Below are 15,910 nucleotides of genomic sequence, written 5' to 3'. Positions count from 1 at the left end.
ACTAAACCAGCGACCGGGTCACGGTGCAGCGCCTGGAAAGTGCGTGGAACTGGTCAGTACGGGTGACGACCCGCGCCGGTCCAGTTGACCGGCGCGAGCAATTCCTGCGCGGTGATCACGGGCACCGAGTTGACGGGCTGCCCCACCACGGATCACGGCAAGATCTCGACGTATCCGTTCGTCCCATTCACCCGAATGCGCTGGCCATCCTTGATCAGCCGGGTGGCCTGTTCGACCCCGACGACGGCAGGCAGGCCGTACTCCCTCGCGATCACCGCGCCATGGGTCATCTGGCCGCCGACCTCGGTCACCAGGCCCTTGATCGAGACGAAAACCGGCGACCAACTCGGGTCGGTATAGGCCGTGACCAGGATGTCGTCCGCGTCGAGGTCGGCATGCGTGATGTCGAGGATGACCCGGGCACGCCCCTCGACGATCCCGGTGGACACCGGCAGGCCGACCAATGCGTCATCCGGTGCATCTTCGCGCCGGTACGACCCGGCGATGGCCTCACCATCCGACGTGAGCACGCGGGGCGGCGTAAGGGCTTGGTAGGCCTTGAAATCCTCCTTGCGCGTGCGGATGAGTTCGTTGTCCGCCTGGTGCGTTCGTGCGACTTCGTGCAACTCCTGGAATGAAAGGAAGTAAATGTCCTCCCGCGCACGCAGCACACCTGCTTGCACAAGACGGTCGGCCTCTTGCAACAAAGCCTGCTTGTAGACGAAATAGCGAGCGATCATGCCGTATTTCGGGTATTCCCGATATCCGGTGAAGGTCCGGAGGCGATCAATCGTCTGCTTGGTCTCGTCGGCTTTCTGCTCGCCGTCCGGCAGCGCCCGCAGGCGTTCCAAGAGCTCCTGCTCCTTTTTGGACGCTTCCTGGCGGCCCTGTTCGAACCTGCGCTCGCTGGCACCGGGCTCGAAGTTCTCGATGTTGCTCAGAATCGCGGGCACGAGCGTGGTGGGACGCTCACTCCAGCGCGGCCTGGTGATGTCGATCTCGCCGACGCACCGCATGCCGTACTTGTCGAGGTAGGCCCGGATCGCGTCGCGCGCTTCCGGCCCACCCGCGAGATCGTCCATTTTGTCCAGGAAGCCGTCGTCTTCGACATCCCGCAGAAACGCGACCACATCCGGGTACGGCCGGATGACGTCGGCGACGTCCAGCAGTTCGAGCCCCATCTCCGAGGTGATGTTGTCCGGAGCTGACTGCGCGAGCGCGTCCGCGGCGTTCTCCTCACCCAGCCACGTCCGCAGGTGGTCGTTGAGCCACCACGTGGCGTTCATCCCGGCCATGATCGCCGCGTAACTGCGCCGGTCGAACAAGACCCGCCGCAGTTCCTGCATGTCAGCGAGGATGAAGTCGAACAGCTCCACACCGGACTTGGCGCGGATGTCGTTTTTGGCGGCCGCGACGGACGCCTGGTTCTGCGCGATCAGCTCGGCGACGATCGCCGGGTCGTTCTCGATCGGAGCCTGCTCGGGCAACACGGGCACAGGCGCCTGGTCCGGCACTGTGGGGACGAAGTCGCGGTCGAGGACCCTCCGCATCGCGTCCGCCATCAGTGGGTCGGACTTCCCCATGAGCTCAACGAGTTCGTTGCGGCTGGTGGCGGATGCCAGGCGCGGGGTGACGTCGACGAACAACCGCCCACCAGCCACGGCCATCGGCACTGGGGTCGTCATCTGCCAGAACGAGATGCCCAGCGGCCTCATCGCGTCTGTCATCATCTGCTGATGGCCGACCGAAACGTAGACATGGTTGTCGCTGTCCGCGGTCTCGGGGATGGGGAACAGCGTGGTGATCGGGCGGCTCTGAACGATCTGGAAGCCGCCGTCGGCCAGGCACCATTCAATGTCCTGCGGCCGCCCGAAATGCGCTTCGATCTGCCTGCCCAGCTGTGCGAGCTGCAGCACCTGCGCGTCGGTGAGTGCTTGCCGCTCCCGTTGCTCGGGCTCGATCGTGTGTTCCCGCGTACCACCATCAGGTGAAGCCAGGATGGCCAGTTGCTTGGTGCCGATGACCTTGTCGATGTGGTCGCCCGTGACCTTGTAGACGTCCGCGTTGACCAGGCCGGAGACCAGGGCTTCGCCAAGGCCGAAGCTGGCCTCGATGGTGACGATCTTGCGGTTCGAGGTGACGGGGTCGGCCGTGAACAGAATGCCGGAAGCCTCGGAGGAGACCATTTGCTGCACGACAACGGCCATGTGGACCTTGCGGTGGTCGAAACCGTTGCGCAGACGGTAAGTCACGGCCCGCTCGGTGAACAATGAGGCCCAGCATCGGCTGACGTGCTTGAGGATCTCCTCGGGGCCTGTCACGTTGAGGTACGTATCCTGTTGTCCCGCAAAGGAAGCCGTCGGGAGATCTTCGGCCGTCGCGCTGGATCGGACTGCGTAGGCGATGTCCTTGGTTAGCGGCCTCGTGATCGCTGCCGCTAGTTTCTCAGGGATCTCTACTTCTTCGATGCTCTTGCGGACTTCCGCGCTCAGCGTGCGGATCGCGTCCCGGTCTTCCGGGTTCAGACGCGACAGCTGGTCGAGCTGCTCATCGATCGACGCCGCCGCCATGACCCACCGGAAGGCTTGGGTGGTCACGCAATAGCCAGCCGGTACGTGGATGCCCTCGACCCGTGAAAGCTCTCCGAGGTTCGCACCTTTGCCACCGGCCAAAGCGACCTGCGTCTTGTCGATTTCCTGGAGATCCGCCACGTAGGTGTCTTGCATTCGCTCGATCCCCCATGCTTCGGTTCGTACTTGTCATACTTGGCTACGGTGGAGGATTCTGCGGCACAACCGGGGTCTTGCCACAAGCCCCCAGGCCTGCTATATGTTAAACATGGCAGGGAGATACTTCTCCTTGCCATTCGTCGTTTTCGCCGCCTTCAACTCCGTGCGCGATCGTCCGCGCCCAGTAGCTCGTCTCATATCGTCGACCATGTAACCGAGCTTCGGGTCTGTCCATAATGGATGATCAATCGTCACCTGAGTCACACCTGTCGCACATGCCACACCTGTTACCCACGTTCATGCCGTGAAGGTCACCTTGACGGCGTTGAACGCCACGAATCTTCCCCTCGCACCGGCCTACCGCCCACACGGCGCCGTGGCACGCCAGCGTGACCGCGGCCATGACAGGCTTCCGCACTGGGTCACCCAGGAAACCTACAGGTCACCGACCCGAACACCGGTCCAGCAACGCCCGATCAGCAAGCCTGACTCCTGGCATTGGCGTTCAACGCCCCTCACGCGGCCCTCGCGAACAGTCGCGACGGCAACGTTCCGCACCACTAGCCCTGCCCCGCAGGGCAATGTGATCGCCCGCACGGGTCGGCATCATCGGGACATGTCCAGTTCGACGTTCAGCCGACGCGCGGCACTCCTCGGGAGCGCCGGGGTACTCGGCGCGCCGTTGGTGTCCGGCCAAGAAGCCGACGCATCCGTTGCCCCGCAGGCAATGGGGCCGGATTGGCAACAGCTCGCACCTCGGCCAGCGGATCTATACCGGTTTGTACTTCGCCGGGCCGCCCAATCCGTCCTCTGTTCCCCTGTTCACGCGGCATCCGCTCAACGCCGATCAGTTGGACTGGACTAATCCGGACGACATCCGGTTCTCCTTGCAGCAGCTGGTGAAAGCCGGTCTCAATACGGTCAAGCTCTCCTATTTCGGGCACACCGCGGAATCCGATCTGTACGCGCCGACATGGCTGTTCTCCAAGAAGATCTGGCCACATGAGGGGCGGCTGGGCACGTACACCGAGGCCGAGTAGATCGATCGGGTCAGGCAGCTGTTCGACATCGCCAGGCAGCTCGGCCTGCTGGTCGCCCCGTTGATCGAGGTGACCACGATCAACGAGTTCTACGCGTATTTCCCGGACAATCTCAACGAGCTCGTCCATCGAGCCGAATGGTTGCTCAAAACCTTCGGAAACGAGCCCAACTACCTACGGGTGTTCGACAAAAGCGGCACCGCACGCCATGTCATCTGGCAGATCGAGGCGATCCACGGCAGCCCGATCGATTCACGCCAGTTCGCCGCCGGTTTCGATACGGCGGCGAGGATCCTGCGTGAACGAACCGGTGCCCTGGTCGGCTGGGGAATCGATCCCACTCCGCTGCCGCCGTACGGTACGCACGAGGGACCGGACCCTGTGGCGCTGCGCAATGCCGAGAGCATCGTCATGATCAACCCGTACAACATCACCTCGCAGGGGCCTGGCGCACCAAAACCCGAGAACCAGATCACCGAGAACGAGCGGATGGCCTACGCCCGCAACATCACGGCGACCTGGACGAACTCCGGGATTCCCTATGTCGCGACGATCATTCCGGGTTTCGACGCACACCTCGTCCGCCCAGGGCAGCCCGCATACGGGTTTCACGCGGAATGGCTGCGCCAGCAACGAATTCTGGCGGTGGACAACGGAAACGCTGGTGTCGCCTTCGATCCCGTGAACGGCTTCACCGAGGGACGCACCATCTATCCGACCGTTGAAGACGGCGACACTATCGCCCGGTGGGCACGCGAAACCGTGGCAGCGCACCACATTCGCTGGGACTCGATGCCGTGAGGGAGAGGCCCCTCACGGCATCGAATCAACGCTCCCGTCGCCGTGAAAGCACGGCGACGGCCACAGCGCACAACACCAAGCCGACGATGAGCACTGGCCATCGGCCGAACCGCCACGCGATCACGAAATACGCGACGAATCCGACCGCCAGCCCAAGGAACGGAACCACGTACTGCCACACCGCGCGGCCGAATTTCGCGACAGCGACGAAGGCGAGGACATAGGCCGCGACCCACGCCAGCAAACCCGCGACATCGACAACGAGGTTCACGCACTGTCCCTTTCGGTCATCTCGGCCGCCAGCCTATCAACGGTGTTCATGGATGTTCTGGCCAAGCGCGGACGTGAACGAGTCCCATTTGTCCAGTGCCACTTCCCGGTTGATCACGTCGGGCGCCGCTGGGTCAGCCACGTGCGCGGTGACCTGCATGACGAGCATTCCCTGGGTGTTGTTGTAGAACCGGAACTCGATGACCGAACCGGCTCCGTCGAAGTGCCCTTCCTGTGCGATGAAATAGAACCCGCGCCATTTCCCGTTCTCGGTGATGGTGTACGCCTTCACCGGCGCGCTCATACAGACGAAACCGAGCAAAGGCAGGCACGCGTCGAGCGGAATGCTCTGGCCGTCGGCCGGGTAGCCGGCCGGGGCGTTCTTGATCGGGAAGCTGCAGTTGAAGCACCGCTGCAGCTCCTTGTGCACCTCGTCGGCGGACACGTACAGCGGCAGGTCGTCGTCCGTGGTCACGACGAACCCGTGCTTGTAGAGCTCGCGCAGGTTGCTGCCCGGCTTGCCCGCTTCCCGCTTCTGCCGTTCGGCCTCCTCGATGCCTGCCCTGGCCCGTGCCTCGGCGGCCTCAGCGGCCTTCTGGGCCTCGACAGCCATGCCCATGGCGTTGCGGGCTGCCTCTGCCGCGGCCAAGGCGTGCTTCTCCGCGCTCTGCGCCGCGACCTCGGCCGCTGCTGCGTCGGTTTCCGCACGACCGGCGGCGTTTTGCGCGGCCGCGGCGTCCGCCTCGGCGGCACTGGCGGCGGACCGGGCGATGCTGGCTTCCCGTCCTGCTGCGGTCGCGTTCTTGCCCGCGATCGCCGCGTTGCTCGCCGCGGAGTTGGCCGCACGACGGGCTCGGAGCGCGTCGGCCCTGGCCTGCGCGTCGGCTTGGTTGGCGCGAGCTGATGCGGCACGAGCCGCCGCGCCGTCGGCTGCTGCTTCGGCTGCGGCCTGCTGTGCCTCGGCAGCTGACCGTGCGGCCGCGGCGGACGACTTCGCTGCGGCCGCGGCGGCCTCGTATGCGGGCTTGACCTCGGCTGCTGCCCGATCGGCGGCTTCCTGGGCCAGACGTGCGGCCTCCATGGCTTCGTCGGCACGACGCTTGGCCGCCGCGGCCTGTTCGACGCCGACCTTCTGCGCCTGCTCGGCCACGAGGGCCACGAACTCCGCGTCGAGGTCCTGCCCGGTGAACGGCGCGACCACGGAGATCGCGGTATTGGCCGGATCAGTGATCGCCTGCGAGGACGTCTGTGCCGCGCTGGCGGCCTGGGTCGCCAGTACCGACTGGGTGGCGGCGGAGACGGCCTCCTGGGCGGCCGCGTCCGATTCGGACTTGGTGCGCTCGGCGGACATCTGCGACTGCAGCGCTTCGGACGCGGCCTGGTTGGCCAGGTTCACCGAGTTCTGTGCTGCCTCAGCGGCCTTGGCCTCTTCGAACGTCGCGTCCGACGCGGCTGCGTCGGCCCGCATCGCGGCGGCGTGCGTCGCCGCTGCCTCGGCTTCGGCACGGTTTGCTGCCGCGTTGGCTCGTGCTGCCGCCGCAGCTGCGGCTTGTGCTGCCGCGCGTGCCCGTGCCGCGGCACGGGTTGCCTCATTGGCTGCGCCACGCGCACCAGCCGCCGCACCGGTCGCGACGTTTGCTGCGTTGCGTGCGGCGCCTGCGGCCGTACGGGCGTTGTTCGCGTCCGTGCGTGCTTGGCCCGCAGCCTGGTTTGCGGCGTGTTCCGCGTCGGTGCCACGGACCTGTGCGGCGTACGCTTCCAGCGCCCGCGCCCGGGATTCCTTGTGGTTGTTGGCATTGTGCGCTGCCACGGCCGCGTCACGGGCCGCGGTGGCGTTGCGTTCCTCGGCACGCGCCCGGTTTTCCGCCTGCCCTGCGATGGCGTCCTGTGCCTCGGCGCTCTGCCGCGCGCTCAAGGCAGTTCCGGCCTGGCGCTCGGCTTCACCTCGGGCTGCGCGGGCCACAGCGGCTTGCTGTTGGGCCCGTGCCCGTGCGGCCGATGCGTTGGCACGCTCCCGTTCAGCAACCGCACGCGCCGCTGCCGCGTTGGCGGCTTCGCGTTCGGCGATGATCCGCTGCTGGCGGGTACGCTCCGCGGCCGCCCATGCCTGCCTCTCGGCGGCTTCCGCGGCCTGGCGTGCGGCCTTGGTGCGCGCTGCGGCGTCCTTGGCCGCTTCCATCTGCACGCGCGCGGCTTCGGCCAGGTCAGCTGCGGCCCGGGCGTGGGCTTCGGCGGTCTCGCGCCACTTCTTGGCCTGGTCGGCGTGGCGTTCCGCGCGTTCCTGGGCGTTGCGAGCCTGGTCGGTGAACGCGGCCGCGTCGACCGAGTGCGACGCGGTCTCCACCGCAGAGGCCGCTGCCTTGGCTGCCTGGGACATGCCGTAGGCCATCTGCGCCCACTGCGTGCCATACGGCAGGCCAGTTTCCACCAGCACGTCAGCCTGGACCTTGGCCTGGACGGCTGCGCGGTTCGCGTCGTCCGTGGCTGCGCGTGCGTTGCTCAGCTGGCGTGCGACTTCGGCCTTCACGCCGTTGAAGGAGTCGACGGGATGCTGGCCGCCCGCATCGTTCGCGGCAAGGATCTGTTCGGCCTTGCGGGCCTCGTTTCCGGCCAGGATCAAGGCATTGGACGACCGCTGCAGTGCCCGGATGCCGTTGCCGTGCTGCACCATCAGAATCTGGCGGGCCGCATTGGCGCGCGCGGACTTCTTGGCCAGTTCGGACAGTGCTTCGGCGGCCTTGATGCGTGCTTCCTCGTCGGCGAGGACCTTCTCGCGGGCCTCAGCGTCCTTTTTGGCCGCTTCGAGGTATCCGGTGGCCAGAAACTGCTCGATGGCCGTGTCACCAGCGTCGAGTGCGGCTTGTGCGGCACGCTTGACCTCAGGACCACCTGCGCCAAGGACCAGCTGGACCCGGGCGCGGCTCTCGTCAGCCCGCTGTTGGGCACTTTGGACGGCCGCCGCGTCGCGTTGCTCAGCTATTGCCTTGCCGTAAGCCAGGAACTGCAATCGGTCGAGATCGGTTCCCGCGAGCACACGGTCCACTTCGGCCCGCAAGTACGGGCCACCGGTGCCACGCAACGGCTCGATGGCTGCGCGGTTTTCAGCTGCGACACGGGCCTTACGATCTGCGGCCTTCTGCTGCGCTTGTTTCAAACCCGTGTTGAGGAACGCCATGATCGCCGTGCGGCCGCCGTCCAGCGCGGCCTTTGCGGCATCCCGGACTTCGACATCCTCGGCCAGTTCAGCGTTGTCGGCCACCAGTTGCCGCATCCGCGGATCCCCGGTGTCGGGAACGCCGGTCTTGCCATCCCATCCCGGGTACGGCGGCGGGTCCTCAGTGGACGATGTGGTCGGTGTGGTTGATGTCGTCGGTGTGGACACGACGGGCTCGGCGACCGCGATGTTCGCGGACTGCACAAGTCCCGTGAACACCACGGCGGTCAGCGCGGCCGCCATCGCTCTGTGGACAAGTCTCATTGCTCGGGTAACCCCCAATAGAAGCCAAAAAGAGGCCCGGCGCTTGAACAGCTCGTGAGTGGTTAGGCGTGTTCTAACGCGCCTAACCACTCACGAGGCTTTTCGTGGTGCCGGGCCCCTTGTGTCAGACGATCGGTCAGAACTTGGTGTCCCAGGTCCTGCCGGTCGCCGGGTCGTGGTAGATGTAGCCGCCCTGGAAGGTGCTGCGGCGCAGGTTTCCGACCTGCTCCTCGTCCGTCTTCGGGTAGCCGAGGTACGAACGCTCCCAGTCCATTGCCTGCCAACGGTCCCGGATCGCGCCGTAGACCAGGTGCGCACCCGTCTCGGGGGTCCAGTAGATCGACAGCCCGTTGAAGAAGTGGGTGTAGGTCCCCTTCTTGTCCGGGGTGGGGGTGGTGTCGATGACCGGCATCCGCATCTTGTGCGCGCCGGAGGCAAGGAACTTGGTCAGCGCCTCGCCGGTGATGCTGCGCACGCCGGTGTCCTTGCCCCAGTAGATGCGGGCGTTGTTGGCGTACTCGCGGTACCGGATGCCGTCAACCAGGACCTCAGGGGCCTTGGGGGCGCCAACGATCGTGCGCAGTGCGCTTTCGTTGAGCCAGCGCAGCTGGATGTGGGTGCTGATCAGCGGGTCGGGGTCGACGATGTTCCAGGTGGCGTCCGGCTTGTACAGCGTGGGGGTGTCCCATGCGAACTGGCCGCTGTCGTTGGCCAGCCAGATCTCCGAGTTGATGTGCCGCATGAAACGGCCGGGCACGTTCTTGGACTCCAGCGCCACACCGGCGCCTTCCAGGCCTGCCTTGGCACACCAGGTGGCGGAGGCCTTGAACGCGTCGGTGCCGTCGTTGGCGTGCAGCTTCACCCGGTAGTCCTGGTGACGCACGAAGCTACCGGCATGCGTGGCGGACTCGAGGGAGAAGCAGTTCTCGTCCGCCAGACCCGGAACGACCTTCCAGCTGGCCTCGCCCAAGGGAGCGTCAGCGACCGTGCCGCTCTGCACACCTGGGGTGATGAACGCGTCACCGCCGCCAGCACGCACGTACCAGCCCTTCGCGGCGGTCGCGGCCGTGGTGGCCATGATCGACTGAGTCTGCACGTTGTACTGGGTCTCGGTCAGGAACTTCGTCACGTCGGCCGGGGTCCCGGCCAGTGCCGCGTTCGCGGCGGCGACCAGACGCGGACGGACCAGGCTGACCTCGGCCTTTGCCCGGATGTCCCGGACCTTCTTACGGTCGGCTTCCTCGCGGATCGCCTTCTCCCGTGCGGCATCCCGGTCATCGGCGGCCTTCAGGCCGGTGTCGATGAAGGCTTTCCAGTCCGCCGGATTGCTGCTGCGCAGCGCGGCCTCGGCGGCGTTGCGGACCTCAATGTGGCGCGGGTCAGCCAATTCAGCCGTGGTCAGCAACTGGCGGATGAAGTTGTCGTCCGACAGCACAAGCCAGCCGTCCGGCACGACAATGCCCAGCACCGCGGCGGCGTTCTTCTTGGCCTGCTTGGCCGCCAGGATCCTGGCCGCTTCTTCGCTTTCCTGCTTGGCCTTCTCGATCGCGTCCCGCTGGTCGGCGATGTGCAGCGTGAAGATGTCCGTGCCGATGAACTTCTTCCATGCGGCGGAGTCGCCGCCCCACGCGGTCATGGCGCCGTCTTTGACCTTCGGGCCGGTGGAGCGGCGCCACACCTGGTACACGAAGTTCTGGTCGTTGCCGTCCAGCATCGCCGCATCCGCTGGGATCTCAGCGAAGGCGGCGGCCTTCTGCCGAGCCTCGCGGGCCAGGCGGGCTTCTTCCTGGCGGCGGGCGTACTCAAGGTGGTCACGGTCAACGAAGTCGTGAATGCTGGTACGGATGAACGCGGTCGCGTCCGGTGCGTCCGCCTTCTCCACCACGATCTTGTAGACGCGGTAGGCCTCGGCCTTGGTCAGCGGGTACTTGTCCGCGTTGATCTTGTCGAAGACCCGGAACACGAAGTTCTTGTCCGACAACATCAACCACTCGTCGGTCGCCTCGCCGACCTCGATCGCGCGGACCGCGCGAACCTTCTCCACCTCAGTGGACTCAGGAACCGCGGTCGCCGCCGGGTCCGCCGCGACCTGCGGAATCGCCAGCGCGCTGGCAGGGTTGCCTGCCGCTGCCGGAATGTCAGACGGTGCCGCGTGCGCGGCAACCGGCGCCATCAGGCCAGTGACCACCGCGACGGCGGCAAGACCGCGGGCTAAACGTCTACCAGGGACAGTTGTTCTTCGCATTACTTTCCTTTTCTGGGCATGGCAAAGCGATCGCCACCTACTGGCGAAGGCCGGTCACAGATATGTCAGTTGATGTTCTTGACGCGCTGTTCCGCGTCAATTGCCTGCTGCAGCAACGCATTCCAGTACGCCGCCTGCTGCGACGCCGAGTCACGCTCGGCCAGCCACGCGGTCTCCGACGAACGCGCCGGATCGATGATCGACTCCCAGTTCGGACCCATCGCAGCCTGCGCCGCGGCCAACACAGCCCGCCAGTTCTCCGCCTGACGCACCGCGACATCCTGCGCCTGCGTCCACCCCGACCGGGCCGGTTCCGTCTGCGTGCCCACCTGCTGCCACGCACGCGCCGCAGCATCCTTGGCCTGCTGCTTGGTCTCCTCCGACGCCTCACGAGCGGCGTTCTCAGCAGCCTCGGCATCTGCGATCAGACGGGTGATCGTGCTGCGCCACTTCATGTTGTCGTTCGCGTGCCGCATCCGGAAAACCTCAAGATCCAACCGCGACCCGGTTGCCCAGCCGTAGGCGAAAAACTCGACCAAGTCGTCATCCGTCGCACCCAGACGCACGGCGTGGGCTGCCGACAGGCGGACCTGCTCCCCGGGGTCGTTCGTGGACAGGTTCCGGACAAAATCCCGGTCGCGCTGAACAAGTGCTTGCTTCTGCGCACCGATCTCGTCGCGATACACCCGATCACGCGATCGCGCGGCCTCATAACCCGTACGCACGAACGCCTCACGCTCAGCGTCCGTCGCATTCGGACCCAACAGCCGCTGGGCCTCGTTGTGGATTTCGGGCGAATACTCCACAGTGGTGGTCTCGTAGACCCTGCGGATGAAGTCCATATTGCGTACCCGACGCTGCTGCGCGCGTTCGACCGCATAGTCGAATCCGGACTCCAGGAACGCGGCGATCGCCGCGTCCGGGTTGCTGCTCACCAACGCTGACCAGGCTGCAGTCCGCACAGTGCTGTACGGATGCGCGCTGGCCAGATACCGCACCCAAATCCAGTCGTCCGACGGCTGTTGCGCCTGGATCGTCACGGACGGTCCCGCATAGGCAACAACCGGTGCTGCCACAGCGAAAGACGCCACAATGCAGGCAGCACAAACTAGGGCACGTCTCACCCTTGATCCCCCCAGAATCACAGAGCCCCCCGGCTCAGTTCCGGACGGACGTTAACCCACAGGGTGCTCGCCGCACAAGAACTTCTCAGACGCTGTCATGGACGCGTGACGAATTACACCAAATGCAGCAGGCAAACTCCTTCCTGCCTCACACCCAATAGGACACGCGAGCGCGGTAGCCGCGCATGGCGACGAACGCCAGCAGCCAGCCGACCACGGTGACGCCGACGACAACCACCCAGTTCAACGGGTTCACCGCCTGCCCAATCAGTGGCCCGCGCAGGATCTGTACGAAGTGGTACAAGGGATTCAGCTGCACGATCGACACCAGTTCCGAGCGGATACCGTGCAACTGGTCGATCGGCCACACGATCGGGGTCATGTAGAACAGCAACTGGATCAGCGCGTTGATCACCTGCGGGATGTCGCGGTAGCGCGTCGAGATGATGCCGAGCAGCAACGTCACCCACCACGCGTTGAACGCCAGCAGCAGGAACGCGGGGATCGCGGTCAGCGAGTACCAGCCAAGCCCGGGATGGCAGATGCTGCCCGCTTCACAGATACCGTTTCGCAGGCCATACGGATGATCCAGGCTCGAGTAGAAGATCGCGACGACAACGACGACAACGATCAGGTTGTGCGCGAACATCAATGTCTGACGCCACACCGTACGCAGCGCGTACACCGTCAAGGGCGCGCGGATCTGCTTGATCAGGCCTTCGTTGACGATGAAGGTCTCCATACCCTCGATCAAGCAGTTGCTGATGAAGCCCCAGACGATGAACCCAGCCGCGATGTACGGCAGAAACGTGGCAACGTGCAGGTCCCACAGCGTCGAATACAGCACGCCGAGGCCGAGCGCGATGATCCCCTGGCTGATCGTGATCCAGAACGGGCCGATCACCGAACGCCGGTAGCGCTGCTTGATGTCCTGCCAGCCCAGCTGACTCCACAGCCCTCGCTGGCCGAAACCTTCTCTGATGTCATCGAACGCGCGGCTGAACGTGTTCACGCGCTCACGCCTTTGTACGCGGCGAGCACCTCGTGCACGCCGCCGCTCATCCGGATTCTGCCTTCGTCCATCCAGATGGCTGTGGTGCACAGCTCCAGCAGGAGTTCGTCGGAGTGCGAGGCGAACATCAGCAGCCCGGACCGGTTGACCAACTCCACCATTCGCCGCCGTGCCTTGGCGATGAAGGCCGCGTCGACCGCGCCAAGTCCTTCGTCGAGGATCAGGATCTCAGGGTTGATCGTGGTGACCACGCCGAGCGCCAGCCGCACCCGCATACCCGCGGAGTACGTCCGCATCGGCATGTGCAGGAAGTCGCCGAGTTCGGTGAACTCCGCGATGTCGTTGGCGCGCTTGTGCATCTGCTTGCGGCACATGCCGAGGAACAGCCCGCGGACCATGATGTTCTCGTAACCGGAGACCTCCGGATCCATCCCGACACCCAGGTCGAAAACCGGCGCGACCTTGCCGTCAACCCTCGCAGTCCCGCGTGTGGGTTCGTAGATGCCCGCGAGCAGGCGTAACAACGTCGACTTGCCTGCCCCGTTGTGCCCGACCAGCGCCACCCGGTCACCCTCGGCCACCGAGAGCGTGATGTCGTGCAACGCCTCGATGATCGGGACCTTCGCACCTGTGCCAATCGTGCCGCCGACCTTGCCGAGCACCTCCTTCTTCAACGATCGCGTCCTGGCGTCGAAGACCGGGAAGTCGACGTATGCCCCGCACACCTCGATATTGACCACGCGCTGTCACTCACTCTCGCCACCGGATCGTATGCGAACCGAAATTATCATTCGCATTTGCCCGGCCGGTACCGTACCCCGGGTGAGCGCTCAGCCCGGCTTTCGTCCCCCGCAGCAGGCCCGCAGCCAGGAATCCCTGCAAAAGGTGCTGACGGCGGCTGAACACGTGCTGAACACCGGCGGCATCGACGAATTCACCATCGCCTCGGTCGCCGAGCACGCAGGCGTGTCGGTCGGCGCGATCTACCGCCGCTTCACCGGCAAAGAACAGCTGATCAGCGCCGTCAAACACCACCTGCTCGAACAGCTGGAAACCGGCGTCACCGACGCACTCCACGCGGCCCCAGCCGGGCTCCACGGCATATTCAGCGCCTTCACCCACGCCATGGCCCACACGTTCTCCGGCTACACCCGCGCCTTCCCCCAACTACTCAACGGCCAATCGGCGCAAGGCCTCGAACGCGGCCTGCAAGCCCTGGAAACCATCCAGCAGGCCGTGTTGGCAGCCGCCGACCCTTACCTGGACGACATCACCCGTGAGGCCGCCCAGTTCGCCGCCCGCACAATCATCGGCTCATGCGTGCACCGCGCCGCCACCTGCCATTCGTGGCCAGACGGCCTGACCTGGCCTGCCTGGGCGGATGCGACCACCGAGATGACCATGACGTACCTGAAGTCCTCTTAGGACGGGAAACTCACCCGGGCCCACTAGGAGTCTGCTCCCTGGCAATCAGGAACACGCCACAGCACCATCAGGCGAGGGGTTCCAACGGGAGGCGAAACCATGCGATTCCTCGCGACAGTGGGCGTTGCCGCGCTCCTACTCGCCAGCGGCGGCACGGCCGAGGCAGCAGACGAGACCAACTCGTGGCGCAGCGTTGTCACCGACTTGTGTCTCGACGGGACATTCGACAAGCAGCTCAAGGTGTCCATCGCGACCCAGGCTCCGTGCAACCCGGACAACTGGTTTCAACAGTGGACTCAGCGCGACCTCGGCAACGGTTACTGGATGCTGGAAAGCGTCTACCAGTGCCTGCGCAACGCCGATGGCGTGCACGCCGAGCCTCCGCCAGCGGACAGGGTTGTGCAACTGGTGCCCTGCGACCCGGCCAACGAGCGGCTTTGGTGGTCGCTTGTCCCCCGTGGCAACGAATGGACTTGGCGGCCGAAGGTGCCACGGATCATCGGCGGCAGCCAACTGTGCCTGAGCGCGATGTCGCCTTCGGACACTGGCCGGATGACCACGACCTACTGCGATCCACCGGACACCAACCGGGTGAGCTGGCGCAAGGTCTAGATACCTTCTGAGAGGGCCCCACGCCGCCGACCTACCGTCGGTGGCGTGGGACTGATCATCGAACCGGACCGGTTCGAGGCTGAGATCCACATTGGAGTGCCGAACACCGCAGGCCGCGCGGAAATCCTTTCGGTGCACACAGGCGAATGCCGCTCGCCGCCGACGTCAAGATCGAAGCACTGGCCGAACGGACACACGGGTTCGTCGACGCCGGCAGCCCACGTGATGTCAGGAGTTCAGGTTCGGCAGATACGTGTCGCCGTAACTGACGAGGACAAGACCGTACGGGTTGGCCTCTTGGTCGAAGGCGTTCTCCAGTGCGACCACGGCACCGATGAGTTGCGACCTGAAGCCGCCGCCGGGCAGCGGCAGCCGGACGAGGAACTCGATGAACAGCGCGTTGACCCGTTCATCGTCGATGGCGAATTCCTGCCCGAAACCGTTACGCCGAGGGACGAGCTTGGTGGCCGTGTTGGCGAAGACGGCGGCATTGGCCGCTCCTTCGGCGCCCATCAGGCTTTCGTATCTGGTGTCCGTGCCGAGCCCCAACGCGTACGCCGGGTACCGCTCGTAGGTGTTCTCCCAGTCGTAGAGGTCATCGGGGTCGTCAAGCACAGCACCCATGTACATGCCGAGGATCTGTCCGTTGAGGAGGGACGGCCGACGGCTGGTTAACCGGTTCGGTGGCCACTTGGCGAGGAACAGTCCCCATTGGCCAACAAGCACCTTTTCGTGTTCGGGAACGTGTTCGGGCTCCACCCTGGCGATCCGCACCGGCGGCGACTTCAGTGCTTGACCGCGGGTCAACCGCTTGATCTCGGTCGTGACCGACGCTTCGAGCACCGGCCACACGGCCTCGAGTTGCTTGTTGGTCACGGTGTCAGGCAGCCGGTGGTCGTCGGGATCCCTGGCTATCGCCTTGAGCGTCGCCTTGTTCCGCAGCATCTTGGCGGTGATCTCGTCCGCGCGGGCAATGACCATCGGATGGACCTTGCCGTTGGCGTCGGCGAATGGTTCGTACACCCGGTTCATGGGATCGCGCGGGGAACGCCATGGGAATGCCTTCTCCAGCGCTGGCGATGGCGATGGCGCCAACTGATGCTTCACGATCCGAACGATACGAGGTCGATCGCGTCCGCCAGGCGTCTGGACCACTTCTCGATTACCGTTGCCC

Annotated in this window: 12 protein-coding genes; 4 read left to right on the top strand and 8 right to left on the bottom strand. The window is 65.3% G+C overall.

Annotated elements, in window-relative coordinates; all coding sequences use genetic code 11:
* Window positions 1-152 precede the first annotated feature (152 nt).
* Entirely contained in the window at window positions 153-2,726 is a 2,574-nt protein-coding gene (rph, locus tag LWC34_RS46235; RefSeq protein WP_233731618.1) for a rifamycin-inactivating phosphotransferase, read from the bottom strand.
* A 716-nt stretch (window positions 2,727-3,442) separates the two neighbouring features.
* Here rph and LWC34_RS46230 point away from each other — a divergent pair.
* Window positions 3,443-3,769 carry a hypothetical protein gene (locus tag LWC34_RS46230; protein ID WP_233731616.1) on the top strand — a complete coding sequence of 109 codons (327 nt, stop codon included), beginning with the start codon at window positions 3,443-3,445 and terminating at the stop codon, window positions 3,767-3,769.
* Between the two features lie 60 nt (window positions 3,770-3,829).
* Window positions 3,830-4,570, top strand: a complete 741-nt coding sequence (locus LWC34_RS46225) for a hypothetical protein (RefSeq protein WP_233731614.1) — start codon at window positions 3,830-3,832, stop codon at window positions 4,568-4,570.
* A 25-nt stretch (window positions 4,571-4,595) separates the two neighbouring features.
* Here LWC34_RS46225 and LWC34_RS46220 read toward each other — a convergent pair whose 3' ends face one another.
* From LWC34_RS46220 to wzt, 6 genes are all read right to left on the bottom strand, one after another.
* Entirely contained in the window at window positions 4,596-4,841 is a 246-nt protein-coding gene (locus LWC34_RS46220; RefSeq protein WP_233731612.1) for a hypothetical protein, read from the bottom strand.
* 36 nt (window positions 4,842-4,877) lie between these two features.
* The gene (locus LWC34_RS46215; protein ID WP_233731610.1) at window positions 4,878-8,318 is read right to left on the bottom strand and encodes an ALF repeat-containing protein; all 3,441 of its coding nucleotides are present in this window, start codon (window positions 8,316-8,318) and stop codon (window positions 4,878-4,880) included.
* A 136-nt stretch (window positions 8,319-8,454) separates the two neighbouring features.
* Window positions 8,455-10,563 carry an AbfB domain-containing protein gene (locus LWC34_RS46210; RefSeq protein ID WP_233731608.1) on the bottom strand — a complete coding sequence of 703 codons (2,109 nt, stop codon included), beginning with the start codon at window positions 10,561-10,563 and terminating at the stop codon, window positions 8,455-8,457.
* Between the two features lie 65 nt (window positions 10,564-10,628).
* Window positions 10,629-11,603 (bottom strand): hypothetical protein, encoded by a 975-nt coding sequence (locus LWC34_RS46205; protein WP_233731607.1) that lies wholly within the window; start codon window positions 11,601-11,603, stop codon window positions 10,629-10,631.
* Window positions 11,604-11,835: 232 nt separating this feature from the next.
* Window positions 11,836-12,699, bottom strand: coding sequence for a galactan export ABC transporter permease subunit Wzm/RfbD (gene wzm / locus LWC34_RS46200; protein WP_233731606.1), 864 nt, complete (start codon window positions 12,697-12,699; stop codon window positions 11,836-11,838).
* On the bottom strand, window positions 12,696-13,424 hold the full coding sequence (gene wzt / locus LWC34_RS46195; RefSeq protein WP_443667762.1) for a galactan export ABC transporter ATP-binding subunit Wzt/RfbE: 729 nt from the start codon (window positions 13,422-13,424) through the stop codon (window positions 12,696-12,698). Before wzt ends, wzm begins: the two co-directional genes overlap by 4 nt.
* A gap of 97 nt (window positions 13,425-13,521) precedes the next feature.
* On the opposite strand from wzt, the gene LWC34_RS46190 reads away from it, so the two are divergent.
* Both LWC34_RS46190 and LWC34_RS46185 read left to right on the top strand, forming a co-directional pair.
* Complete coding sequence (locus LWC34_RS46190; RefSeq protein ID WP_233731604.1) at window positions 13,522-14,124, top strand: TetR/AcrR family transcriptional regulator; 603 nt, start codon at window positions 13,522-13,524, stop codon at window positions 14,122-14,124.
* Between the two features lie 99 nt (window positions 14,125-14,223).
* Complete coding sequence (locus LWC34_RS46185) at window positions 14,224-14,736, top strand: ricin-type beta-trefoil lectin domain protein (protein WP_233731603.1); 513 nt, start codon at window positions 14,224-14,226, stop codon at window positions 14,734-14,736.
* A gap of 228 nt (window positions 14,737-14,964) precedes the next feature.
* Here LWC34_RS46185 and LWC34_RS46180 read toward each other — a convergent pair whose 3' ends face one another.
* A complete protein-coding gene (locus LWC34_RS46180) occupies window positions 14,965-15,843 on the bottom strand; it encodes a hypothetical protein (RefSeq protein WP_233731602.1) in 879 nt (292 codons plus the stop codon).
* Between the last annotated feature and the right edge of the window lie 67 nt (window positions 15,844-15,910).

The organism is Kibdelosporangium philippinense (genome assembly GCF_021390435.2).
GTDB lineage: Bacteria > Actinomycetota > Actinomycetes > Mycobacteriales > Pseudonocardiaceae > Kibdelosporangium > Kibdelosporangium philippinense.
Note: the sequence above shows the minus strand (reverse complement) of the source record. Positions and strands in the feature narration are given on the sequence as shown.

Bases quoted from the DNA above. Each gene is read 5' to 3' on its own strand.
- rph (WP_233731618.1), bottom strand. From the start codon at position 2,726: ATGCAAGACACCTACGTGGCGGATCTCCAGGAAATCGACAAGACGCAG.
- LWC34_RS46215 (WP_233731610.1), bottom strand. From the start codon at position 8,318: ATGAGACTTGTCCACAGAGCGATGGCGGCCGCGCTGACCGCCGTGGTG.
- LWC34_RS46210 (WP_233731608.1), bottom strand. From the start codon at position 10,563: ATGCGAAGAACAACTGTCCCTGGTAGACGTTTAGCCCGCGGTCTTGCC.
- LWC34_RS46185 (WP_233731603.1), top strand. From the start codon at position 14,224: ATGCGATTCCTCGCGACAGTGGGCGTTGCCGCGCTCCTACTCGCCAGC.